This is a genomic window from Azospirillum sp. TSH20, from assembly GCF_003115935.1.
Lineage (GTDB): Bacteria > Pseudomonadota > Alphaproteobacteria > Azospirillales > Azospirillaceae > Azospirillum.
The window spans coordinates 22,909-43,233 of record NZ_LGQU01000050.1 but is presented as its reverse complement, the minus strand read 5'-3'; the positions used below and the strand labels follow the sequence as shown (position 1 = coordinate 43,233).

Sequence of the window (20,325 nt, the reverse complement as noted above, 5' to 3'; positions counted from 1 at the left end):
TGGTGGACGGTCACACGTCCACCACCCGCCTCCGCCGGTCCGATGCCTCGCCGCTGCTGTCCGGTTCGAAGGCGATGCCCTTGACCAGCGCCACCACCGGGCGGCCGGGCACCAGTTCCAGTTCACGCACGGCCGCCCGCGTGATGCGCGCGATCAGGAACGAGCCGCCCACCGCCAGCCGCACGTCGGCCGACGATGGGCCGGACTCCGCCACCTTCGCAACGGTTGCGGTCAGCGCGTTGCGCAGGCTGACGCCGCTCGGCTGCTGCAAGGCGATGATGACGTCGCGGGCATGGATGTGCAGCCGCACCGCCGCGCCGGGCGGGCGGTCGATCTGCGGCACCGTCAGGTGCCCGCCGTCGAAAGCCAGTACCGACAGCCCATCCTCCGGAACATGGCGCTCGACCGTCAGGTCCAGCACCGCACCGGCATCATGCGCACCGGTCACCGCCGACAGGTCGAGCCGGCCCATCACCGCGCCCACCGGTCCGGCCGCACGCACCCTGCCCTCCGCGATCAGCACCATCGTGGTGGCGAGCCGCACCACCTCGTCCAGCGCGTGGCTGACCAGGACGATGGGGATGTTCATCTCGTCGCGCAGCCGCTCGATATAGGGCATGATCTCCGCCTTGCGGGCGGCGTCGAGCGAGGCCATCGGCTCGTCCATCAGCAGCAGGCGCGGCTGTGCCAGCAGGGCGCGGCCGAAGGCAACCCGCTGTTTTTCACCACCGGATAGGCCACGCGGCCGGCGGTCCAGCAGATGGCCCAGCCCCAGCAACTCCACCACCGGCTCGAAGGCGATGCGCCGCTCCCCGGCAGGCACACGGCGCAGCCCGTACTCCAGGTTGCTGCGTACCGTCATGTGCGGGAACAGCCGCGATTCCTGGAAGACATAGCCGATGCGCCGCCTTTCCACCGGCACGTCGATGCGCCGTGCGCTGTCGAAGAACACGGTGTCGCCGATGCGGATATGCCCGGCGTCGGGCCGCCTCAGCCCGGCAATCGCATTGATGACCGACGTCTTGCCGGAACCGGAGCGGCCGAACAGCGCCGTCACCCCGCGCTCCTCCGCGGTGAAGGCGATGTCGAGCGTGAAGGCGCCCAGGGTCTGGCGGATGTGCAGGTCGAGCATGGTCAGACCTGCCCGATCAGGCGGCGAACCCGGTTCGCCAGAAACTCCGACAGCATCAGCGCCAGCAACGCCACGCCGAAGGAGATCGTCGCCAGCCGCGCCGCAACCGCGTCGCCGCCCGGTTCCTGCGTCGCGGCATAGATCGCCAGCGGCAGCGTCTGCGTCTTGCCGGGGATGTTGGAAACGAAGGTGATGACCGCCCCGAACTCGCCCATCGCGGCGGCGAAGGCGACGATGGCGCCGGACAGCAGGCCGGGCGCCATCAGCGGCAGCAGGATGGTGAAGAAGCGATCGACCGGCCCGGCGCCCAGCGTGCGCGCCGCCGCCTCCAGCCCGCCGTCGATGGCCTCCACCGACAGGCGGATCGCCCGCACCATCAGCGGAAAGGAGGTCACCGCCACCGCCAGCGACGCGCCCTCCGCCGTGAAGATCAGCTTGATGCCGAAGGTCTGGTAGAGCCAGCCGCCGACCACTCCCTTGGTCCCCATCGTCACCAGCAGGATATAGCCGGTGACCACGGGCGGCAGGACCAGCGGCAGATGCACCAGCCCATCGACCAGCGTCTTGCCCGGAAAGGAATAACGGCCGAGCACCCAGGCGGCGAGCACGGCCACCGGCAAACCCAACGCGATGGCGACGCCCGCGACACGCAGGCTCAGCAGCAACGCGGTGGTTTCCATCGGCGTCAGGAGTTCCATGCGGCAGAGCTTACGGCGCCTTGGGTGCCGGAACGAAGCCGAATTCCTTCCACACCGCCATGCCGTCCGGCGATTTCATGTAGTCGAGGAAGGCCACCCCCGCCGGACTCTTCGACGATGCCGCCAGGGCCGCCGGATAGGTGATGGCCGGATAGCTGTCGGGCGGGAAGGCCGCGGCGACCTCCACCCCCGGATCGATGGCGGCGTCGGTGCGATAGACGATGCCCAGCGGCACCTCGCCACGGCTGACCAGCACCAGCGCGGCGCGCACGCTGTCGGCCCGCGCCAGCTTCGGTTCGACCGCCGTCCATTGCCCCAGCGTCTCCAGCGCCGCCTTGGCGTACTTCCCGACCGGAACGTTCGACGGGTCACCGGTGGCGAGCCGCCCGTCGCCCAACTGGTCCGCCAGCTTGCCGCCCTTGGAGAGGTCGGGCTTCAGGGGCGAGCCTTTCGGCACCACCGCCACCAGCTCGTTGCCCAGCAAGTTCACCCGGCTGTCGGTCTTGATGAGATCGCGCTTCTGCAGATAGTCCATCCAGTCGAGATCGGCCGAGATGAAGATGTCGGCCGGGGCGCCATTCTCGATCTGCTTGGCCAGCGCAGACGAGGCGGCGAAGGACGACGTCACGCTATTGCCGGTCTTCGCCTTGAACTGGGACGCCAGCTTTTCGACCGCATTCTTGGTCGAGGCCGCCGCCAGGACCAGCACGTCCTGCGCCATCGCCGCCGGGGCGGTGACCGTCAGTCCGATGCCCAGCACGACTGCCGAAACCGCCGCCGTGAATACGCGACGCTCGAACGTCCCATTCAAACCGACCATCGCCACCTCCTGCCGAACTCATCGCTTCGCTTATATTCCAACGGATACAACGCTTCGCGGTTGCGGTAAAGCGTAAACGGTGCAATCCGCACCATGGAGGCATGGCGGCCATCCGCATCATGTCATGACTTGCGTTGCGGCCCCGTGATAGGAAGTGCGGCTGATCGGACCAGTTTCATAACCACTTCCCGCTCCCCCTCCCGCACCAGGAAAGCCCCATGCGCGCCGTGAAGATTTCCCCCTCGATTCTCTCCGCCGATTTCGCCCGGCTAGGCGAGGAGGTCCGCGCGGTCGACGCCGCCGGCGCCGACTACATCCACATCGACGTGATGGACGGCCATTTCGTGCCGAACCTCACCATCGGGCCGGGCGTGGTGAAGGCGCTGCGTCCGCATTCCGCCAAGGTCTTCGACGTCCACCTGATGATTTCGCCGGTGGACCTGTTCATTCCGGACTTCGCCAAGGCCGGCGCCGACATCATCACCGTCCATCCGGAGGCCGGCCCGCACCTGCACCGCACCATCCAGCTGATCAAGTCGCTGGGCAAGAAGGCCGGCGTCTCGCTGAACCCGGCTACCCCGGTGGACGCCATCCAGCATGTGCTGGAGGACATCGACCTCGTGCTGGTGATGACGGTGAACCCCGGCTTCGGCGGCCAGAGCTTCATCAAGAGCCAGCTTCCGAAAATCCGCGACCTGCGTGCCCGCATCGACGCGCTCGGCAAGCAGATCGACCTGGAGGTGGACGGCGGCATCAACCCGGAGACCGCCCGTCTGGCGATCGAGGCCGGCGCCGACGTGCTGGTCGCCGGTACCGCCACCTTCACCGGCGGTCCGGACCAGTATGCCGCCAACATCCGCGCGCTGCGCTGAACGAACAGTTCGAATAAACGCAAACGGCCCCGCAATGCTCCCCCGGATGGGAGGAGCGTTGCGGGGCCGCTTCGATTCAGGCCGGAATGGTCACCAACCCGGCCGCAGCTCTCGTCAGCGGGTCGGCGGCGTATAGGGCGCACCGCCAGTCATGCCGCGCGTGCTCATGTTGCCTTCCGTCTGCGATCCGGTCCCGGAATAGCTCGGAGCGGCATAGCTGGGAGCGGTATAGCTCGAACCGGAGTTGCTGTAGCCGTAGGTCCCGGCGCTCGACCCGGAATAGGTGACTGGCGGGGTCATGCTCTCCGCCCGCTGCCGTTCGGCCAGCTGGCGTTCGCCGATGCTCTCGCCCAGCACGACGACCTTGCCGCCCTGCGCGGTGTCGGTCAACGGCAGGCCGCGGGCCGGCGCGCTCAGCGGCGGCACGCCGGTCGTCGAGCCCACCGTGTAGCTGGAGCCGGCCTGCGGCGTCGTCGCGGAACCGGCCAACTGGGCCATCGCGCCGGTCGACAGCAGAACGGCACCCACAGCGGTGAAAATGAAGGTCTTGTTCATAACGCATCTCCTAAACAGTCGTCCGTGGCGGCACCGCAGTGCAGCGTCGGAAACGTGATGCGGAGAACATGGCCGGCACCGGAAAGGTTCCCGGTCGTGTTTCGGATACCCAAAGGCGAGGCACCCTAAAAGATCACGCATCGGCGAGAACCAAATGCGTCTCTGCCCGTTATTGGGCATGGGAAGACGGTCCCGCAACGGAAGGGAAATCACCATGGGCATTCTCTGGACGATCATCATCGGCTTTATCGCCGGCATCGTCGCCAAGTTCCTGATGCCGGGTCGCGATCCGGGCGGCTTCATCATCACCACCCTGCTGGGCATCGCCGGCGCTTTCGTCGCGACGTATCTGGGTGCCGCCGTCGGCTGGTACCGGCCGGGCGAGGGAGCGGGATTCATCGGCGCGATCGTCGGCGCGATCATCATCCTGGCCATCTACCGCATGATCGCCGGCCGCCGGACGACGGTCTAAGCGACGGCAGCGGAACACGCCGGCTTGCCTGAAAGCCGGACAAGACATAGCCAGACAAGATAAGGGGACCACCGGACGGCCGGCGGTCCCTTTTTCATTTCGGAGCGGATCAAACCAGCGCCACCGGCTGCGGCATGAAGATGGCGCGGGAGATGGCGGCCTGGATGCCGGCATTGGTGAAGGGCTTGCGGACGATCTGCCCCAGATGGCGGGCATCGCCGGCTTCGATGTCGTCGTCGAAGGCGGTGACGAAGATGGCGCGCAGTTCACGCACGCGCTTCAGCCGCCGCGCGATCTCGATCCCACTGCCGCCATCGGCCAGCCGGACGTCCAGCAGGGCCAGCGTCGGCCTTTCCGCCTTCATCAGGGCGAGCGCCTCGGGCTCGTTACCAGCGGTCCCGCAGACGACATGCCCCATCTCGGCGACCAGCGCCCCCAGTTCCATCGCCAGGATGGCGTTGTCCTCCACCACCATCACCCGCTGGATCATGGCACCGCGCACCCACGCACGGGCGGTCTTCAACCTCTCGATCGCCTCCCCCGGCCGCAGTTGCAGCACCTTCGCCGCCTGCGGCAGGCTCAGCCCTTCCAGCGCGGTCAGCAGATACAGACGGCGGTCGACCTCTGACAGTTCGGTAAGGGCGCGTTCGATGGGGTGGGGCGAGGGAAGCGGCCGGCCCGGCGGGCCGAAATCCTCCGACCGGTCGAACAGCAGGTTCAACAGCGCGTACATCGGCAGCAACGCCCCGTCGCCGCCACGATCCAGACCGAAGCGCGAGGGCGCCATCATCGCCGCCTCGACACAGCGGGTCACAAGCGCGTCGCCACGGTCGGTCGTGCCGGTCAGCGCCCGCGCATAGCGGCGCAGCACCGGAACCACCTCGAACAATTCGCATTCGTAAACGAGCATACCCGTGACTCCGCTCCCCGACGGGAGTTGCCGCTCTGGAACCGCGCCTCTCGAACCGTTCACCGGGGAAACGCGCCGACCCTGCCGAATCGTGTCAGGCCATAAACCAGGTTTTGAGATCGTCCTTCGTCGTCGACGAATCCTATCATGGGCAGCGTGGCGGTCGAATGGGAAATGGGGGTGCCGGCCGACAACCGATGATCAAGCCCCAACGATCAGGGCCGACCGAATCCGATTGGTCAAAGGGCTGGTTCATCTCACTTGGCGTTCTCGCGAAGCTGCCGGCTGCGCCATTGCCAGGGCTTTTCCACCTGCCCGGCCCACAGCCCCATGCGCTTGCTCTGGGCATAGGCCTCGCCCTTCTGATAGGCCGGCGACAGGCTGGCATACTGAAAGGCCCAGCCGCGCGACACCATCGCCGCCCCCAGATCGACGCCGCGCACACGGCATTCTCCCTTCTTCTCGCCCGTGCGGTCCTGTTCGGTGACGGTGCAGGTCACCTCCTCTCCCTTCATCATATTGGAGAGCACGGCGGTGGCGACCTTGAAGCAGTCCAACTCGTGGCCGTACCGGTTCTTGCATTTCTGCCCCGGATCCGGCGCATCGATGCCCATCAGCCGGACCGCCGTGCCGTTGATGGTCAGCAGGTCGCCCTCCACCGCCATGGCGGTGCCCTTGATGGTCTGGTCCGGCGTGTTGGCGATGGGGCCGCGCCCCTTGGCCGCCTGCCCCTTGGCCGTTTGATTGGTCTGCGCCGCGGCCGGTCCCGCCAGGGCGAGCGACGCCGCCAGCAGCACCGCCCTCAGCATCGCGTCAGAACAGGCTCGACTGGTCATCGCCCGGCTTGTCCTTCGCCTTGGCCGGAGCGGGTTCCTGCGGCGGATCCAGGCAGGAGCAGTCGTCGTTCCGCACGCTGTTCACCTTCGGCCCCACCGGCACCACGTCCAGCCACTCTTCCGGCGCGGAGCGGATCAGCCCCTCCAGCACCGGCAGCGGGGTCGCCGGATCGAGCCATGCATCCCAGTCGGCGGGGTCGAGCACCACCGGCATGCGGTCGTGCAGGAAGGACAGCGTCGCGTTGGTCGCCGTCGTCACCACCGTCGCGGTTTCCAGAGGCGGATCGAGCGGCGGCGCGCCCTTCGGCCCGCGCCAGCGCTCCCACAATCCGGCCAGCGCGAACAGGCCGCGGTCGCGGCGGCGGATGACGTGGCCCTGCTTGCGCGGCTTCGCCCCCTCCCCCACGCTGGTCCATTCATAGAATCCGTCCAGCGGGACCAGGCAGCGGCGCTTGCGGAAGGCATCGCGGAAGGCCGGCTTGTCGGCCACCGATTCGCCGCGCGCGTTGATCATCCGCCCGCCTATGGCGGGATCGTCGGCCCAGGGCGGCACCAGTCCCCAGCGGACCATCGCCAGATGGCGGCCGTCCTCCTCGCGACGGATGACGGGGATATCCTGCGTCGGGGCGATATTCCACCGCGGCATCAGGTTCGGCCGTTCGGGCACGCCGAACAGGCGCTGGACCTCGCTGACCGGGGTGGTGAGAAGCATGCGTCCACACATGCCCCGAATATGGCCCTCAGAAGCCACTCGCGCCAGCCGCATTCCCCCTGATTCGGTGAGTCCGGCCGACAATCCTTGCAGCGGACAACCGTCACCCATGTCGCCCGTCGGGGTTTCCCTGACGCTTAAGCCGGCCTATCTTCGCGGGGCACAACAATCGCATCGAACCGGAAGGCGGGAGTTCACCCATGAAGTTCGGCATCGGACAGGCGGTTCCGCGCACCGAAGACGCCCGGCTGCTGACCGGCGGCGGCCGCTACACCGACGACGTGTCTCTCCCTGGACAGGCCTATGCGGCCTTCGTCCGCTCGCCCCATGCCTTCGCCGCCATCGGCGCCATAGACACATCGGACGCGCTGGCCCAGCCCGGCGTGCTGGCGGTCTACACCATCGCCGATCTCGACGCCGAAAATGTCGGCATGATCCCCTGTCAGGCGGTGCTGAAGCAGCGCGACGGGTCGAACTATGTCCGCACCCCGCGACCGGCGCTGGTCCGCGGCTTCGCCCGCCATGTCGGCGATCCGGTCGCCATGGTGGTCGCCGAAACGCTGGAGGCCGCGCGCGAGGCCGCCGAACTGGTGATGGTCGACTACGAGGATCGCGAGCCCGTCACCGGCACGCTGGCGGCGCTGGAGCCCGGCCGGCCGCTGGTGTGGGACGAGGCGCCGAACAACCTCTGCTTCGACTGGGATACCGGCGACGAGGCGGCGGTCGAGGCCGCCCTCTCCGGCGCCCACCGCGTCGTCGAGCTGGAACTGGTCAACAACCGCGTCGTCGCCAACCCGATGGAAGGCCGCGCCTGCGTCGCCGGTGTCGAACCGGGTGCCGACGGCGGTCCTGGCCGTTTGCTGATCTACGTCACCAGCCAGGGTGTCCACGGCCTGCAGAAGCAGTTCGCCAAGATCCTGAACGAGCCCGAGCAGCGCATCCGCGTGCTGACCACCGACGTCGGCGGCGGCTTCGGCATGAAGCTGTTCAACTACCCGGAATATGTCGCCTGTCTGTTCGCCGCCCGCCGGCTGAACCGCGCGGTCAAATGGGCCGCCGACCGGATCGAGGGCTTCATCAGCGACGACCACGGCCGCGACCATGTCAGCAAGGCGCGGCTGGCGCTCGACGCCGACGGCCATTTCCTGGGCCTGCGGGTCGATACCGTCGCCAATCTCGGCGCCTATCTGTCCAACTACGGTCCCTTCATCCCGACCGATGCCGGATCGGCGATGCTGGTCGGCTCCTATAAGACTCCGGCCGTCTATGTGCGGGTGAAGGGCGTCTTCACCAACACCCAGCCGGTGGACGCCTATCGTGGCGCCGGCCGTCCGGAAGCGGCCTATCTGCTGGAACGGCTGATCGACCATGCCGGCCGCGTCACCGGCCTCGGCCCGGCGGAGATCCGGCGGCGCAACTTCATCCCGCCGACCGCCATGCCCTATGCCACGCCGATGGGGCAGGTCTACGACACCGGCGAGTTCGTCCAGAATCTGGAAGACGGCCTGATCCTCGCCGACATGGCCGGCCTGCCCGCCCGCAAGGCGGAGGCGAAGGCCCGCGGCAAGCTGCGCGGCGCCGGGCTGTCCACCTACATCGAGGCCTGCTCGGGCGGCGGGCCGGAGCAGGCGACCGTCCAGGTCAACGGCGACGGCAAGGTGGTGCTGATGATCGGCACCCAGACCAACGGCCAGGGCCACGAGACCGCCTACAAGCAGATCCTCGCCGACCGGCTGGGCGTCCCGCCTGAAGATGTGGAAGTGGTGCAGGGCGACACCGACCGCGTCAGCTGGGGCGCCGGCACCGGCGGCTCGCGTTCAGTTCCGGTCGGCGGCTCGGCGCTGGCGGAGGGGGCGGCCAAGGTGGTGAAGACCGCGACCACGGTCGCCGCCGACCTGCTGGAAACCGCCGAGGTGGACGTGGAGTTCGCCGACGGCCGCTTCACCATCGTCGGCACCGACCGCTCGGTATCGCTGAAGGAGGTGGCGGCCAAGGCGGCGGCGGGCGGCAGCGGCGGCATCGCCTTCTCCGAGATGGCGCGCTGGACCCCGCCGGCCAGCACCTTCCCCAACGGCTGCCACATCGCGGAGGTGGAGATCGACCCCGCCACCGGCATCGTCGAGGTGCTGCGCTACAGCGTCGTCGACGATTTCGGCACGGTCATCAATCCGATGCTGGTGATCGGCCAGATCCATGGCGGCGTGGCGCAGGGGCTGGGTCAGGCGCTGCAGGAGCGGGTGGTGTTTGATCCCGACAACGGGCAGCTGCTGTCCGGCTCCTTCATGGACTACCAGATGCCGCGGGCGGTCGACATGCCGCCGATCGAGGTGAAGCTGAACAGCGTGCCCAGCACCACCAACATGCTCGGCATGAAGGGCGCCGGCGAGGCCGGGGCCATCGGCGCGCCGCCGGCCATCATCAATGCGGTGGTCGATGCGTTGTCCGAACTCGGCATCACCCACATCGACATGCCGGCGACGCCGGAATCGGTGTGGGCAGCGATCCGCAACGCCGAAACCCGCATGGCGGCGGAATAGGGGAAAGTCCTAACCGGAAGGTGTGGCACTTGCCACACCTCCGTCTGATGAAATCCATGGCATTGTTCCTTACCTAAAAGTGCAATTCTGATCCGACAGGGGTAGGGCGATGGCGTTTGGCGACGGTGGGTGCGGCGGTCAATGTGCGGACCGCCTCAATCTGGATTTCACGATGGCTTTCCAGCCCATCGTCGATGTCGCCAACGGCGGTGTCTGGGCGCATGAGGCGCTGGTGCGCGGCACTGAGGGGCAGGGTGCCGGCTGGGTGCTGGGCCAGGTGACCGACGCCACCCGCTACGCCTTCGACCAGTCCTGCCGCATCAAGGCAATCGAGCTGGCCTCCTCCCTGCCGATGAACGGCGCCCGCCTGTCCATCAACTTCCTGCCCAACGCCGTCTACAAGGCGGAGGCCTGCATCAAGGCAACGCTGGCCGCCGCCCGCCGCACCGGCTTCCCCACCGACCGCATCATCTTCGAAGTGACGGAGAACGAGCGGGTGGTGGACCACGACCACCTGAAGAGCATCTTCAGCGAATACAAGCGCCAGGGCTTCCTGACCGCCATCGACGATTTCGGCTCCGGCTATTCCGGTCTGAACCTGCTGGCCGAGTTCCAGCCGGACATCATCAAGCTGGACATGGAGCTGACCCGCAACATCGACACCGAGCGGGCCCGGCGCAGCATCGTCAAGGCCATCCTGGCGGTGTGCGAGGATCTCGCCATCACCCCCATCGCCGAGGGCATCGAGACGGTCGGCGAGGCCAGGACCCTGCGCGACCTGGGCGTCACCCTGATGCAGGGCTACCTGTTCGCCAAGCCGGCCTTCCAATCCATGGTGACCGACCCGGATACGGCGATGCTGGCGGCCTAGCGGCTGACCGGCGCCGTCATGTAGCTCATCCCGCCGCCATAGCTCGCCAGCTTGGCCTCCAGCGCCGGCCCGCCATCCGCATAGGGTGCGAAGCCGACGCGGTCCCAATAGCTCCGCGCGCCCGGCGTCGAGGTCAGCGCCAGCCACCGCCACCCCTCCCGCGCCGCCAGCCCATGGGCATAACCCAGCACCGCCGCCCCCAACCCGGTGCCGCGCGCCTCCGGCAATAAAGCGATGTCGTGCAGGTACAGGCAGTCCGCATCCTCCGGCAGGCCCCCCAGCGGCGTGTCGAGCGGCGGCGGCACCCCCAGCCTGCCCGGATGCATGACGCCATAGCCGATGGCCTCGCCGCGGTATTCCGCCACACGGCAGCCGGCCGGATAGAGCGCCAGCCTCTCCTCGAACACGCCGCGCTCCTCCGGATAGTCCGGATGAACGATGTCCGCGATGGCCAGGATCCGGTCCAGATCGGCCGCGGTCATAGCACGCCATAGGGCCGATGCGCCGTGGCCGTCCGTCCGTCCGATGTCCGACAATTCCCCGGCCGTCATCCGCCTTCTCCGTTCCACACCCGTTCAAGAGCTTCCGGCCCGCCTTCGGGCAGGATATGCTGACTCTTCATACCATAGGGAGATTACCCCATGCCCGATGCCGCTGTGGCGAGCCTGCTGCCGACGGTCCGCACCATCGCCCACGAGGCCGGTCAGGTCATCCTGCGCTTCTACAACGACGGCATCGACGTCGCCACCAAGGTCGACGGCAGCCCGGTGACGCAGGCCGACCATGCGGCGGAGGCGGTGATCGTCCCGGCGCTGCACCACCTGCTGCCGGGCGTGCCCGTCGTCGCGGAGGAGGCGATGTCCGCGGGCCACAAGCCCGACATCTCCGGCGGCCGATTCTGGCTGGTCGATCCGCTCGACGGCACCAAGGAATTCATCTCCCGCAATGGCGAGTTCACGGTGAACATCGCCCTGGTCGAGAACGGCGTCCCGGTCCTCGGCGTCGTCTATGCCCCGGCCACCGGCGACATGTACGCCGCGGCCGGCCCCGGCACCGCCGTCCATTGCGCGGAGGGCCGCCACGACCACCCCATCGCCGTCCGCAACCCGCCGGCCGACGGGCTGACCGTCGTCGCCAGCCGTTCCCACGGCAACGGGTCGGTGCTGGACGACTTCCTCGGCAAGTACACGGTCAAGGACCGGGTGTCCTGCGGCAGCTCGCTGAAATTCTGCACGGTGGCGAGCGGCAAGGCCGACCTCTACCCGCGCTTCGGACCGACCAGCGAGTGGGACACCGCCGCCGGCCACGCCGTGCTGATCGGCGCCGGCGGCCGGGTGGAGCAGCCGGACGGCTCGCCGATGGTCTATGGCAAGGACGACATCCTCAACCCGCACTTCGTCGCCTACGGCTGGAAATGACGTCTTCTGTTTCGTGCCTGGGTGAGGCGGCGACCGCGGTGCTGACGACCGCGGCGCCGCTTGAGAAAGTGCGCCTGACCCGCCTTCATGCCGCCGCATGGCGCGACGGCCTGCTGTCGCCCGACGTGCCGGCCCCGCCGCCCGACCGCCCCGCCCGTCCCGACCGGCCGGAGCTGAAGCTGCCGCGCGACATGCCCAAGCGCGGGCGCGGCGGCAGCGCCCAGAACCGCATCGCCCTGCTGCACGCGCTGGCGCACATCGAACTGAACGCCATCGACCTCGCCTGGGACATCGTCGCCCGATTCGCGCCCCTCGACCTGCCGAGGGGCTTCACCGACGACTGGCTCCAGGTGGCCGATGACGAGGCCCGGCATTTCCAGATGCTGGAAACCCGGCTGAACGCGCTGGGTTCCTCCTATGGCGACCTGCCCGCCCATGACGGGCTGTGGCAGGCCGCGACGGAAACCGCCCACGACCTCGCCGCCCGGCTGGCCGTGGTGCCGATGGTGCTGGAGGCGCGCGGCCTGGACGTCACGCCCGACACCGTGCGCCGCCTGCGCGATTTCGGCGACGGCGAGAGCGCCGACCTGCTCCAGACCATCCATGACGAGGAAATCAGCCACGTCGCCGCCGGCCGGCGCTGGTTCGTCCATCTCTGCGCCGAGCGCGGAGCCGAGCCGGTTGCCCTGTGGCAGGAGCTTGTCGGCCGCCATTTCCGCGGCGGGCTGAAGCGCCCCTTCAACACCGCCAGCCGCCAGCTTGCCGGCTTCGGCCCGGAATATTACGAGCCGATCACTCCCGAAATTGACCGCAGGCCGGAAACCCGGTAAGGCGCTGGACATCATGGCCGTATACACCGAAGTCACCGACGAGGATCTCAGCACCTTCGCCGCCCAGTACGATCTGGGCGCGGTGCTGTCGTGCAAGGGCATCGCGGAGGGGGTGGAAAATTCCAACTTCCTTCTGGTGACCGAACGCGGACCCTACATCCTGACGCTCTACGAGAAGCGCACGCGGAAGGAGGATCTGCCCTTCTTCCTCGGCCTGATGGAGCATCTGGCGGAGAAGGGCATCGCCTGCCCGCTGCCGGTACCGGGGCGCGACGGTGTGGCTCTGCGCGAGCTGTGCGGTCGCCCGGCGGTGATCGTCACCTTCCTGGCCGGCATGTGGCCGCGCCGGATCATGCCACAGCATTGCGCTCAGTTGGGCGAGGCGCTGGCCCGCCTGCATCTGGCGGTCGGCGACTTCCGCATGGAACGGCCGAACGCGCTGGCCCTGCCCGGCTGGAAGGATCTGTTCGCCAAGTCCGCCGAACGCGCCGACGAGGTTGCCCCCGGCCTGCGTGCAACGCTGGAGACCGAATTGGCGGCGCTGGAGGCCAACTGGCCGGTCGGCCTGCCGGCCGGTGTCATCCATGCCGACCTGTTCCCGGACAACGTCTTCTTCCGCGGCGACAGTCTGTCCGGCCTGATCGACTTCTATTTTGCCTGCAACGACTTCTTCGTCTACGACGTGGCGATCTGCATCAACGCCTGGTGCTTCGAAATCGACGGGTCGTTCAACGCCACCAAGGCGCGTCTGCTGCTGTCCAACTACCGCAAGGTCCGGCCGCTGTCCCGCGAAGAGCTGGACGCCCTGCCCTGGCTGTGCCGCGGCAGCGCCGTGCGCTTCCTGCTGACCCGCCTCTATGATTGGCTGAACCACCCGCCGGGTGCCTTCGTGCGGCCGAAGGACCCGCTGGAATATCTGCGCAAGCTGCGCTTCCACCAGTCGGTTCGCGGGCTGGGCGACTATTTCCTCGACGATTCGGACGTGGGCGGGGCCTGACTGAATGACTGACGCCACCTCACCGACCGAAGCCGGTCTCAAGACAGTCGACATCTTCACCGACGGCGCCTGCAGCGGCAATCCCGGCCCCGGCGGCTGGGGCGCCATCCTGCGCTATGGCGAGGTGGAGAAGGAGCTGTATGGCGGCGAGCCGGCGACCACCAACAACCGCATGGAACTGATGGCCGCCATCATGGCGCTGGAAGCGTTGAAGAAGCCGGTGACCGTCCGCCTCTTCACCGACAGCGAATACGTAAAGAACGGCATCACCAAGTGGATCCACGGCTGGAAGGCCAAGGGCTGGATGACCGCCGACCGCAAACCGGTGAAGAACGTCGACCTGTGGCAGCGTCTGGAAGAGGCGAAGCGGCAGCACCAGATCGAATTCCACTGGGTCCGCGGCCACGCCGGCCACCCCGAAAACGAACGTGCCGATGAACTGGCGCGCCGTGGCGTGGCCGACGTGCGGGCGCAGGGGTGAACAGAAGATGTCCCCTCTCCCCCCCCCGGGGAGAGGGTTAGGGTGAGGGGGAGGCAGAGCGGGGATTTTCAAGAATCGCGGACCTCGTGCTCTCCCATCAATCCACGCCGTGCATCCCCCTCACCCCGACCCTCTCCCCAGGGGGGAGAGGGAGGCATAACCTCAAACCTTCTCCAGCACCGCTTCGGCCGAGGACACCTCGAACTTGCCGGGGGCCTCAACGGCGACGTGGGTGACCTTGCCGTCCTCCGCCACCAGGGCGAAGCGCTGGCCGCGGGTGCCCAGGCCGTGGGCGGAACCATCCATGGTCAGGCCGAGAGCCGTGGTGAAGGTGGCGTTGCCGTCCGGCAGCATCTTCACCTTGTCGCCGACGCCGCCCTTGTCACCCCAGGCGCGCATCACGAAGGGATCGTTGACGGCGAGGCAGATGATGCTGTCTACGCCCTTGGCCTTCAGCGCGTCGGCCTGCTGGACGAAGCCCGGCAGATGCTTGGCGGAGCAGGTCGGGGTGAAGGCGCCGGGGACGGAGAACAGGACGACCTTCTTGCCCTTGAACAGCTCGTCCGTCGTCACTTCCTGCATGCCGTTGTCGGTCAGCCACTTCAGCGTGACGGACGGGATGGTATCGCCAACCTGGATGCTCATCGTCTCTAACCCTTCCGATTTTCTGGGTTTGCCCGCTTTTCGGGTTCGGCCGGACCCTCGTTGCGGAGCCCGACCCTGCATCCCTTCTATCCCCCGCGGCGAATGGCCGCAAGGCACGGTTGGCCCGACTGTCCGCTTGGCATTGGACGGCCAAGGTCACGCCTTCTTCACGAACTCCGACTTCAGGTTCATGGCGCCGATGCCGTCGATCTTGCAGGCGATGTTGTGGCCGTCGGCGCCGTCCGTCAGACGGATGTTCTTCACCTTGGTCCCGCCCTTGACCACCAGGGACGATCCCTTGACCTTCAGGTCCTTGATGACCGTGACGCTGTCGCCATCGGCCAGCGGATTGCCGTTGGCGTCGCGCACGCCCTGCCCCGCATCGGCCTCCACCGCGGCGGCCGCCGTATCGGGGTTCCATTCATGGCCGCAGTCGGGGCAGTTCCACAGGCTGCCGTCATTGTAGGCGTTTTCGGAGCCGCACTGCGGGCAGTTGATCTGATCGTCCATCATCGTCCTCATGGCGCGGGAGAAGCTCCCGGAGCCGCTCTGTTACCGCAGAATAGCCGCAACAGCCATAGGCCTTTTCCCGTTCACGCTTAGGATGACTTGGCCCCCGCCTTCCCCGCCGCCTTACCCAGGGCCTCCAGCACCACGCCATCGCTGAGCAGTTCCGGCAGGGCGATGCCGTCCGGCGCGCCGGGGCCGTAGACGATGTTGAAGGGAATGCCGTACCGGCCGTGATCGGACAGAAACTTCGCGATCGTTGCGTCCGGCCGGGTCCAGTCGGCGCGCATCGCCACCACGCCCTTGTCCTCCAGCCGCTCGGCAACTTCACCGCGGTTCAGGACCAGCTTCTTGTTGGCCTGACAGGTGATGCACCAGTCGGCGGTCACGTCGACGAAGACGGTGCGGCCGGCGGCAACATGGTCGCGGATCGTCGATTCGACGAAGGGCACCCAGCGCGCCTTGCTGTCGCTGACCACCGGCGCCGCGCCGGCCGACGGGCCGACCGCCGCCGGCATGGCGAAAGCGGCGACCGCCAGCACACCGGCCAGCGCCGGGCCGGCGGTCCGCGCCAGGCCTCCGGCACTCCGCCCGACCCACAGCGCCAGCACCAGCGCCGCCATCAGCAACCCGACCGTCGCCGCTGCCACCTCGCCGATCTGCGCGGTCAGCACCGACAGCAACCAAACCGCCGTCAGCATCAGCGCGAAGCCCAACACGATCTTCAGCTTCGCCATCCAGCGTCCCGGCCGCGGTAGCCATCCGGCCACCCGCGGCCAAGCCGCCACCGCCAGATAGGGCAGCGCCAGCCCGACACCCAGAGTCGCAAAGATCGCGTAGACCTCCACCGGCCCCTTGGACAGCGCGAATCCCACCGCCGTGCCGAGGAACGGCGCCGAACAGGGCGTCGCCAGCAGGGTCGCGAACATGCCGGTGGCGAACGGCCCGGCCAGCCCGTCGCCGCCCAGCCTGTCGGCCAGCGCGCGCGGCAGCGGCACCTCGAACAGCCCCCACAAATTGGCCGAGAACAGCGTGACCAGCACGACCATGAAGACCAGGAACAGCGGCTGCTGGAACTGGATGCCCCAGCCGACCGCCCCGCCCGCCGCCTTGATGCCGACCAGAACCGAGGCCATCAGCAGGAAGGAGGTCAGGATTCCGGCCGCGCTTGCCAGGAATCCGGCGCGCACCGCGGCGGGTGCCCGTCCGCCATGCTTGACCACCGACATCAGCTTCAGCGACAGCACCGGCAGCACGCAGGGCATCAGGTTCAGAATCAGCCCGCCCAGCAGCGCCACCCCAAGCATCGCCACCAGACCGACGCTGCCAGGAGTCGGCGCGACGGAACCGGCTGATGCCGTGACCGGCGCTTCGATCGCCTTGTCACCGTCGACCAGGGTGAGCGTCATCGCGCGCCCGGCCAGATCCAGCCCGGGCTGCGGGTCGGTCACCGTCAGGGTCAGACGGACATGGCGGTCATTGTCGGAAAAAACGGTCTTGGGGGCGGAGAAGGTCAGGGCCGGATCGGTCTCGACGAACAGGTCGGGGGTGACGAAGCCGTCGGCGGCGGTCGCCTCCACCTCCAGCGATGCCCCCTTGCCGCGCACGGACTCGATGCGCAGCAGCCCGTTCGGACCCTTCGGCACCAGCGCCTGGGCGCGCGCCACGTCATTGGCGACCCCGCTGGGCTCCGCCGGCCCGGCCGGCAGTGCAAGCGCGAGGTCCAGCGTCTGCGGCACGCAGATCTCCGAGCAGACCAGCAGTTCGGCGGTCAGCGCCAGATCGACCGGCTTGCCGGGCGTGGCCGGCGCCCCCTGGATCGGGAACAGCACGGCGGTGTCGTATCCCGCCGTCTCGAACCCCAGAACGGAGAAACGGTGCGGCGCCGGATAAGAGAGCATCGCCTCGCCCAGGTTGCCGGAGCGGCTCCAGTCCAGGCGCGGCGCGAATCCGGCATCGCCGGGGGAGCGCCAATAGGTCTTCCACCCCGGCTCCAGCCGCAACTCCAGCCCCAGCGGCAGCGCCGTCAGGTCACCGGTGCCGCGCACCGCGGACACCAGCCGCGCCTCGACCGGTCCGGTCTTGGTCCAGGCGCCGATCCCATCCCCTGCCCCAGCGCTCTGAGCAAAAGCAGGGATGGCGCCGCCGGCCAGCACGGCCAGAAGCAGCAGGAGGGTAAGGGCATGTCTTTTCATCGCGCGCACTGTTCTCTTCCCTGGAAGGGGCGCATCGGCGTCCCCGACACCCTATATGATAGCCCATATAATGGTGACAAAGCTCGGCCGGTGCTGTCACACTCCGGTGAAAGCGTCGCCAGAGCGCCAACCACAACCGACCGTAGGGACGGGGGCGGTCTTCCGCACCGAACCGACGACAAGGATAATCGCCCATGCCGCGCCTGACCAAGTCTCCGGACTCCAAGACCACGGAATCGCTGACCGGCCAGCTGCTGATCGCCATGCCCGGAATGGAGGACCCGCGTTTCCAGCGCACGGTCATCTATGTGTGCGCCCACAATGAAGACGGCGCAATGGGTCTGGTGGTGAACCGGCTGTTCGGGTCGATCACGTTCGAGGATTTGCTGGAACAGCTCGACATGGACATCCCGCAGCCGACCCACAATCTGCCGGTGCATTACGGTGGTCCGGTCGAGTCGGGCCGCGGCTTTGTCCTGCACTCCACCGACTATGTCCGCGACGGCACGCTGGTGGTGAACGACGACGTGGCCCTGACCGCCACCATCGACATCCTGCGTGCCATCTCCGAAGACCGCGGCCCGCGCCGCAACCTGCTGCTGCTCGGCTATGCCGGCTGGGGGCCGGGGCAACTGGACGCCGAATTCCAGGCCAACGGCTGGCTGAACGTGCCCTGCGACGAAAAGCTGCTGTTCGACACCGACCTGGACGCCAAGTGGGAACGCGCCATCGGCAAGCTCGGCGTCAGCGTCTCCATGCTGTCGGGCGAGGCCGGGCACGCCTGAGCGCGCCCTATCCCGCCTGACAGTTTACTCCGCCCACCGCGCAGCCGCCGCGTCGTCGCTCTCCTTGGCCTCGACCCAGCGTTCGCCTTCCGGCGTTGCTTCCAGCTTCCAGAACGGCGCCTTGGTCTTCAGCCAGTCCATCAGGAAACGGCAGGACTCGAAGGCGGCGTCGCGGTGGGCCGACGCGGTGGCCACCATCACGATGCGGTCGCCCGGCTCCAGCCGGCCGTAACGGTGGATCACCAGCACATCGTCCAACGGCCAGCGGCGCCGCGCCTCCTCCTCGATGGCTTCCAGCTGCTTCTCGGTCATGCCTGGATAGTGCTCCAGCGTCATGGCGCTGACCGCAGCACCACCGGCGATGTCACGCACCAGCCCGACGAACATCGCCACCCCGCCGACGCTGGTTCGACCGGCGGTGAAGGCGGCATATTCGGCGCCGACGTCGAAATCCTCAGCCTGGACGCGGATCGCCATGGCGTCAGCCCCCCGTCACCGGCGGGAACAGCGCGATCTCATCCGTCGCGGAGATCGGGTGGTCGTAGGGCACATGCTCCTGGTTCACCGCCACCTTGACCAATTTGCTGTTGGCCAGCGCCTCGGCATGGCGCGGGCTGCGGGTCTTCAGCCATTCGACCAGAGCGCCGGCCGTGGTCACCTCCGCCGGCAACTCCACGGTCTCGGTCGGCACGCCGATCTTGCTGCGCAGCCAGGCGAAATAGAGAATCTTCATCACGCGACCTCTACAGGAATTCTTTGAAAGGCAGGAAATCGACGGTCATGCCGGGTTCGACCCGCGCCAGATCCTCCGGCAACTCGATCAGGCCCTCGGACTCCACCAGTGACGACAGCACACCGGCACCGTCGCGGGGGTATTTCGCCGCAACCAGCGCGCCGTCCTCACCACGGGCCAGCGACCCGCGCAAGAACTCGCGCCGCCCGGGCTTCTTCTTGTGGGCGAAGCTCGCGCGCACCGGGATCGCCCGGGGCGTCTCGTCCGCCGCCCCCATCAGCCGCAGCAGGATCGGCCGGGCGATGCGCAGGAAGGTCACCACCACCGCGACCGGATTGCCCGGCAGCCCGACGAACACCGCGTCGCGCACACGACCCAGTGCCACCGGCCGGCCCGGCTTGATCGCCAGCCGCCAGAAATCCAGCCGCCCATTGGCCTCCACCGCCGGCTTGACGTGATCCTCCTCCCCGGTGGACATGCCGCCGGAGGTGATCAGCGCGTCATGGCTCATCGCCGCATCGGCCAGCGCATCTCGGATGGCCTCGAACCGGTCGGGCAGGATGCCGAGGTCGGTGACGGCGCAGCCCAGCCGGGTCAGCAGCGCGATCAGGGCGAAGCGGTTGGCGTCATAGACGGCTCCGGGCTCCAGCACCTGCCCCGGCTGCCGCAACTCGTCGCCCGTGGAAAACACCGCAACGCGCAGCCGGCAGCGCACCGCCAACGTCGCATGCCCCAGCGAAGCGGCCAGCGCGATATCCTCCGGCCGCAGGCGCCGCCCGGCGGCCAGCACCACCGACCCCTCGCGCACGTCCTCACCAGCCAGTCGCCGATTGACGCCGCGGCGGATGCCCGCCGGCAGGGTGACGGTGGCTCCGTCGCTGCGGCAATCCTCCTGCATGAACACCGTGTCCATGCCGGCCGGCATCGGCGCGCCGGTGAAGATGCGCACCGCCTCCCCCCGCACCGCCGGCCGGCCCAGCCACTGCCCGGCGGCCACCCGCGCCGTCACCGGCAGCACGGTCTCCCCATCGGCGGCGAGATCGTCGAAGAACACGGCATAGCCGTCCACCGCGGCATTGTCGTGCGGCGGCACGTTGAAGGGAGCCACCAGATCGGCGGCCAGCACCCGGCCGAGCGCAGCGGACAGCGGCACGGTCTCCGTCGCCGTCACCGGCCCGACCCGTCCGGCCAGCAGCGCCAGCGCCGGCTCCACCGCCATCATCGGCCCGCCGAAGGCGAAGCAATCATTGTCGAGTTGCACCATGGTCGCCACTCTAGTCCGCCGCGGCGTCCGCTGCGAAGAGGGAAAAGGCGTCCTT

General features: G+C 68.1%; 23 protein-coding genes. 9 read left to right on the top strand and 14 right to left on the bottom strand.

The features are described 5' to 3' along the window. Positions 1-10: 10 nt before the first annotated feature. Genes modC through modA form a run of 3 tightly spaced genes read right to left on the bottom strand, consistent with a single transcriptional unit; the run spans position 11 to position 2,650 of the window. Positions 11-1,132, bottom strand: coding sequence for a molybdenum ABC transporter ATP-binding protein (gene modC, locus TSH20_RS14660; protein WP_109075430.1), 1,122 nt, complete (start codon positions 1,130-1,132; stop codon positions 11-13). A gap of 2 nt (positions 1,133-1,134) precedes the next feature. Further along, positions 1,135-1,830: a molybdate ABC transporter permease subunit gene (modB, locus tag TSH20_RS14655; RefSeq protein ID WP_109075429.1), complete on the bottom strand. Its 696-nt coding sequence runs from the start codon at positions 1,828-1,830 to the stop codon at positions 1,135-1,137. Positions 1,831-1,840: 10 nt separating this feature from the next. Further along, positions 1,841-2,650, bottom strand: coding sequence for a molybdate ABC transporter substrate-binding protein (modA, locus tag TSH20_RS14650; protein WP_109075428.1), 810 nt, complete (start codon positions 2,648-2,650; stop codon positions 1,841-1,843). Positions 2,651-2,868: 218 nt separating this feature from the next. On the opposite strand from modA, the gene rpe reads away from it, so the two are divergent. Continuing rightward, positions 2,869-3,522 (top strand): ribulose-phosphate 3-epimerase, encoded by a 654-nt coding sequence (gene rpe, locus TSH20_RS14645; RefSeq protein ID WP_109075427.1) that lies wholly within the window; start codon positions 2,869-2,871, stop codon positions 3,520-3,522. Between the two features lie 114 nt (positions 3,523-3,636). Here the strand turns inward: rpe and TSH20_RS14640 are convergent, their stop codons facing one another. After that, positions 3,637-4,077 (bottom strand): hypothetical protein, encoded by a 441-nt coding sequence (locus tag TSH20_RS14640; protein ID WP_109075426.1) that lies wholly within the window; start codon positions 4,075-4,077, stop codon positions 3,637-3,639. A 214-nt stretch (positions 4,078-4,291) separates the two neighbouring features. Here TSH20_RS14640 and TSH20_RS14635 point away from each other — a divergent pair, with 214 nt between their 5' ends. After that, a complete protein-coding gene (locus TSH20_RS14635) occupies positions 4,292-4,549 on the top strand; it encodes a GlsB/YeaQ/YmgE family stress response membrane protein (protein WP_109075425.1) in 258 nt (85 codons plus the stop codon). A 109-nt stretch (positions 4,550-4,658) separates the two neighbouring features. On the opposite strand, the gene TSH20_RS14630 is transcribed toward TSH20_RS14635, so the two are convergent. From TSH20_RS14630 to TSH20_RS14620, 3 genes are all read right to left on the bottom strand, one after another. Beyond that, positions 4,659-5,459, bottom strand: coding sequence for a response regulator (locus tag TSH20_RS14630; protein WP_109075424.1), 801 nt, complete (start codon positions 5,457-5,459; stop codon positions 4,659-4,661). Positions 5,460-5,716: 257 nt separating this feature from the next. Continuing rightward, the gene (locus TSH20_RS14625; RefSeq protein ID WP_109075423.1) at positions 5,717-6,295 is read right to left on the bottom strand and encodes a thermonuclease family protein; all 579 of its coding nucleotides are present in this window, start codon (positions 6,293-6,295) and stop codon (positions 5,717-5,719) included. Beyond that, positions 6,273-7,007, bottom strand: a complete 735-nt coding sequence (locus TSH20_RS14620; protein ID WP_109075422.1) for an SOS response-associated peptidase — start codon at positions 7,005-7,007, stop codon at positions 6,273-6,275. Before TSH20_RS14620 ends, TSH20_RS14625 begins: the two co-directional genes overlap by 23 nt. Positions 7,008-7,207: 200 nt before the next feature. On the opposite strand from TSH20_RS14620, the gene TSH20_RS14615 reads away from it, so the two are divergent. Beyond that, positions 7,208-9,544 (top strand): xanthine dehydrogenase family protein molybdopterin-binding subunit, encoded by a 2,337-nt coding sequence (locus TSH20_RS14615; protein ID WP_109075421.1) that lies wholly within the window; start codon positions 7,208-7,210, stop codon positions 9,542-9,544. Between the two features lie 172 nt (positions 9,545-9,716). Then, complete coding sequence (locus TSH20_RS14610) at positions 9,717-10,415, top strand: EAL domain-containing protein (RefSeq protein ID WP_247871363.1); 699 nt, start codon at positions 9,717-9,719, stop codon at positions 10,413-10,415. Here TSH20_RS14610 and TSH20_RS14605 read toward each other — a convergent pair. Next, complete coding sequence (locus TSH20_RS14605; protein WP_109075419.1) at positions 10,412-10,966, bottom strand: GNAT family N-acetyltransferase; 555 nt, start codon at positions 10,964-10,966, stop codon at positions 10,412-10,414. The genes TSH20_RS14610 and TSH20_RS14605 overlap by 4 nt on opposite strands. 90 nt (positions 10,967-11,056) lie before the next feature. On the opposite strand from TSH20_RS14605, the gene cysQ reads away from it, so the two are divergent. From cysQ to rnhA, 4 genes are read left to right on the top strand one after another with little or no spacing between them, the layout of a single operon-like run. Continuing rightward, on the top strand, positions 11,057-11,833 hold the full coding sequence (gene cysQ, locus TSH20_RS14600; protein WP_109075418.1) for a 3'(2'),5'-bisphosphate nucleotidase CysQ: 777 nt from the start codon (positions 11,057-11,059) through the stop codon (positions 11,831-11,833). Then, positions 11,830-12,663 (top strand): ferritin-like domain-containing protein, encoded by an 834-nt coding sequence (locus TSH20_RS14595; RefSeq protein WP_109075417.1) that lies wholly within the window; start codon positions 11,830-11,832, stop codon positions 12,661-12,663. The genes cysQ and TSH20_RS14595 overlap by 4 nt, the downstream gene beginning before the upstream one ends. A gap of 13 nt (positions 12,664-12,676) precedes the next feature. After that, positions 12,677-13,660 carry a homoserine kinase gene (locus tag TSH20_RS14590; protein WP_109075416.1) on the top strand — a complete coding sequence of 328 codons (984 nt, stop codon included), beginning with the start codon at positions 12,677-12,679 and terminating at the stop codon, positions 13,658-13,660. A gap of 4 nt (positions 13,661-13,664) precedes the next feature. Further along, the gene (gene rnhA, locus TSH20_RS14585) at positions 13,665-14,141 is read left to right on the top strand and encodes a ribonuclease HI (RefSeq protein WP_109075415.1); all 477 of its coding nucleotides are present in this window, start codon (positions 13,665-13,667) and stop codon (positions 14,139-14,141) included. 162 nt (positions 14,142-14,303) lie between these two features. Here rnhA and TSH20_RS14580 read toward each other — a convergent pair whose 3' ends face one another. From TSH20_RS14580 to TSH20_RS14570, 3 genes are all read right to left on the bottom strand, one after another. Continuing rightward, on the bottom strand, positions 14,304-14,786 hold the full coding sequence (locus tag TSH20_RS14580) for a peroxiredoxin (RefSeq protein ID WP_085089463.1): 483 nt from the start codon (positions 14,784-14,786) through the stop codon (positions 14,304-14,306). Positions 14,787-14,942: 156 nt separating this feature from the next. After that, positions 14,943-15,296, bottom strand: coding sequence for a zinc ribbon domain-containing protein YjdM (locus TSH20_RS14575; RefSeq protein WP_109075414.1), 354 nt, complete (start codon positions 15,294-15,296; stop codon positions 14,943-14,945). Positions 15,297-15,385: 89 nt separating this feature from the next. Next, positions 15,386-17,488: a protein-disulfide reductase DsbD domain-containing protein gene (locus tag TSH20_RS14570; RefSeq protein ID WP_109075413.1), complete on the bottom strand. Its 2,103-nt coding sequence runs from the start codon at positions 17,486-17,488 to the stop codon at positions 15,386-15,388. A gap of 194 nt (positions 17,489-17,682) precedes the next feature. Between TSH20_RS14570 and TSH20_RS14565 the strand changes: the two genes are divergently transcribed. After that, the gene (locus TSH20_RS14565; RefSeq protein WP_085089466.1) at positions 17,683-18,273 is read left to right on the top strand and encodes a YqgE/AlgH family protein; all 591 of its coding nucleotides are present in this window, start codon (positions 17,683-17,685) and stop codon (positions 18,271-18,273) included. Between the two features lie 24 nt (positions 18,274-18,297). On the opposite strand, the gene moaE is transcribed toward TSH20_RS14565, so the two are convergent. Genes moaE through glp form a run of 3 tightly spaced genes read right to left on the bottom strand, consistent with a single transcriptional unit; the run spans position 18,298 to position 20,270 of the window. Beyond that, positions 18,298-18,750 carry a molybdopterin synthase catalytic subunit MoaE gene (gene moaE / locus TSH20_RS14560; RefSeq protein ID WP_109075412.1) on the bottom strand — a complete coding sequence of 151 codons (453 nt, stop codon included), beginning with the start codon at positions 18,748-18,750 and terminating at the stop codon, positions 18,298-18,300. Between the two features lie 4 nt (positions 18,751-18,754). After that, positions 18,755-19,006: a molybdopterin converting factor subunit 1 gene (gene moaD, locus TSH20_RS14555; protein WP_109075411.1), complete on the bottom strand. Its 252-nt coding sequence runs from the start codon at positions 19,004-19,006 to the stop codon at positions 18,755-18,757. A 10-nt stretch (positions 19,007-19,016) separates the two neighbouring features. Then, positions 19,017-20,270: a gephyrin-like molybdotransferase Glp gene (gene glp, locus TSH20_RS14550; protein WP_109075410.1), complete on the bottom strand. Its 1,254-nt coding sequence runs from the start codon at positions 20,268-20,270 to the stop codon at positions 19,017-19,019. Positions 20,271-20,325 lie beyond the last annotated feature (55 nt).

Excerpts from the sequence above, each read along its gene's own strand:
- TSH20_RS14605 (WP_109075419.1), bottom strand. The coding sequence starts at position 10,966 with ATGACGGCCGGGGAATTGTCGGACATCGGACGGACGGACGGCCACGGC.
- TSH20_RS14590 (WP_109075416.1), top strand. The coding sequence starts at position 12,677 with ATGGCCGTATACACCGAAGTCACCGACGAGGATCTCAGCACCTTCGCC.
- moaD (WP_109075411.1), bottom strand. The coding sequence starts at position 19,006 with ATGAAGATTCTCTATTTCGCCTGGCTGCGCAGCAAGATCGGCGTGCCG.
- glp (WP_109075410.1), bottom strand. The coding sequence starts at position 20,270 with ATGGTGCAACTCGACAATGATTGCTTCGCCTTCGGCGGGCCGATGATG.
- TSH20_RS14580 (WP_085089463.1), bottom strand. The coding sequence starts at position 14,786 with ATGAGCATCCAGGTTGGCGATACCATCCCGTCCGTCACGCTGAAGTGG.
- TSH20_RS14565 (WP_085089466.1), top strand. The coding sequence starts at position 17,683 with ATGCCGCGCCTGACCAAGTCTCCGGACTCCAAGACCACGGAATCGCTG.
- modC (WP_109075430.1), bottom strand. The coding sequence starts at position 1,132 with ATGCTCGACCTGCACATCCGCCAGACCCTGGGCGCCTTCACGCTCGAC.
- TSH20_RS14595 (WP_109075417.1), top strand. The coding sequence starts at position 11,830 with ATGACGTCTTCTGTTTCGTGCCTGGGTGAGGCGGCGACCGCGGTGCTG.
- rnhA (WP_109075415.1), top strand. The coding sequence starts at position 13,665 with ATGACTGACGCCACCTCACCGACCGAAGCCGGTCTCAAGACAGTCGAC.
- TSH20_RS14620 (WP_109075422.1), bottom strand. The coding sequence starts at position 7,007 with ATGCTTCTCACCACCCCGGTCAGCGAGGTCCAGCGCCTGTTCGGCGTG.
- modB (WP_109075429.1), bottom strand. The coding sequence starts at position 1,830 with ATGGAACTCCTGACGCCGATGGAAACCACCGCGTTGCTGCTGAGCCTG.
- rpe (WP_109075427.1), top strand. The coding sequence starts at position 2,869 with ATGCGCGCCGTGAAGATTTCCCCCTCGATTCTCTCCGCCGATTTCGCC.
- cysQ (WP_109075418.1), top strand. The coding sequence starts at position 11,057 with ATGCCCGATGCCGCTGTGGCGAGCCTGCTGCCGACGGTCCGCACCATC.
- moaE (WP_109075412.1), bottom strand. The coding sequence starts at position 18,750 with ATGGCGATCCGCGTCCAGGCTGAGGATTTCGACGTCGGCGCCGAATAT.
- TSH20_RS14640 (WP_109075426.1), bottom strand. The coding sequence starts at position 4,077 with ATGAACAAGACCTTCATTTTCACCGCTGTGGGTGCCGTTCTGCTGTCG.
- TSH20_RS14570 (WP_109075413.1), bottom strand. The coding sequence starts at position 17,488 with ATGAAAAGACATGCCCTTACCCTCCTGCTGCTTCTGGCCGTGCTGGCC.
- TSH20_RS14575 (WP_109075414.1), bottom strand. The coding sequence starts at position 15,296 with ATGGACGATCAGATCAACTGCCCGCAGTGCGGCTCCGAAAACGCCTAC.
- TSH20_RS14630 (WP_109075424.1), bottom strand. The coding sequence starts at position 5,459 with ATGCTCGTTTACGAATGCGAATTGTTCGAGGTGGTTCCGGTGCTGCGC.
- TSH20_RS14615 (WP_109075421.1), top strand. The coding sequence starts at position 7,208 with ATGAAGTTCGGCATCGGACAGGCGGTTCCGCGCACCGAAGACGCCCGG.
- modA (WP_109075428.1), bottom strand. The coding sequence starts at position 2,650 with ATGGTCGGTTTGAATGGGACGTTCGAGCGTCGCGTATTCACGGCGGCG.
- TSH20_RS14610 (WP_247871363.1), top strand. The coding sequence starts at position 9,717 with ATGGCTTTCCAGCCCATCGTCGATGTCGCCAACGGCGGTGTCTGGGCG.
- TSH20_RS14625 (WP_109075423.1), bottom strand. The coding sequence starts at position 6,295 with ATGACCAGTCGAGCCTGTTCTGACGCGATGCTGAGGGCGGTGCTGCTG.
- TSH20_RS14635 (WP_109075425.1), top strand. The coding sequence starts at position 4,292 with ATGGGCATTCTCTGGACGATCATCATCGGCTTTATCGCCGGCATCGTC.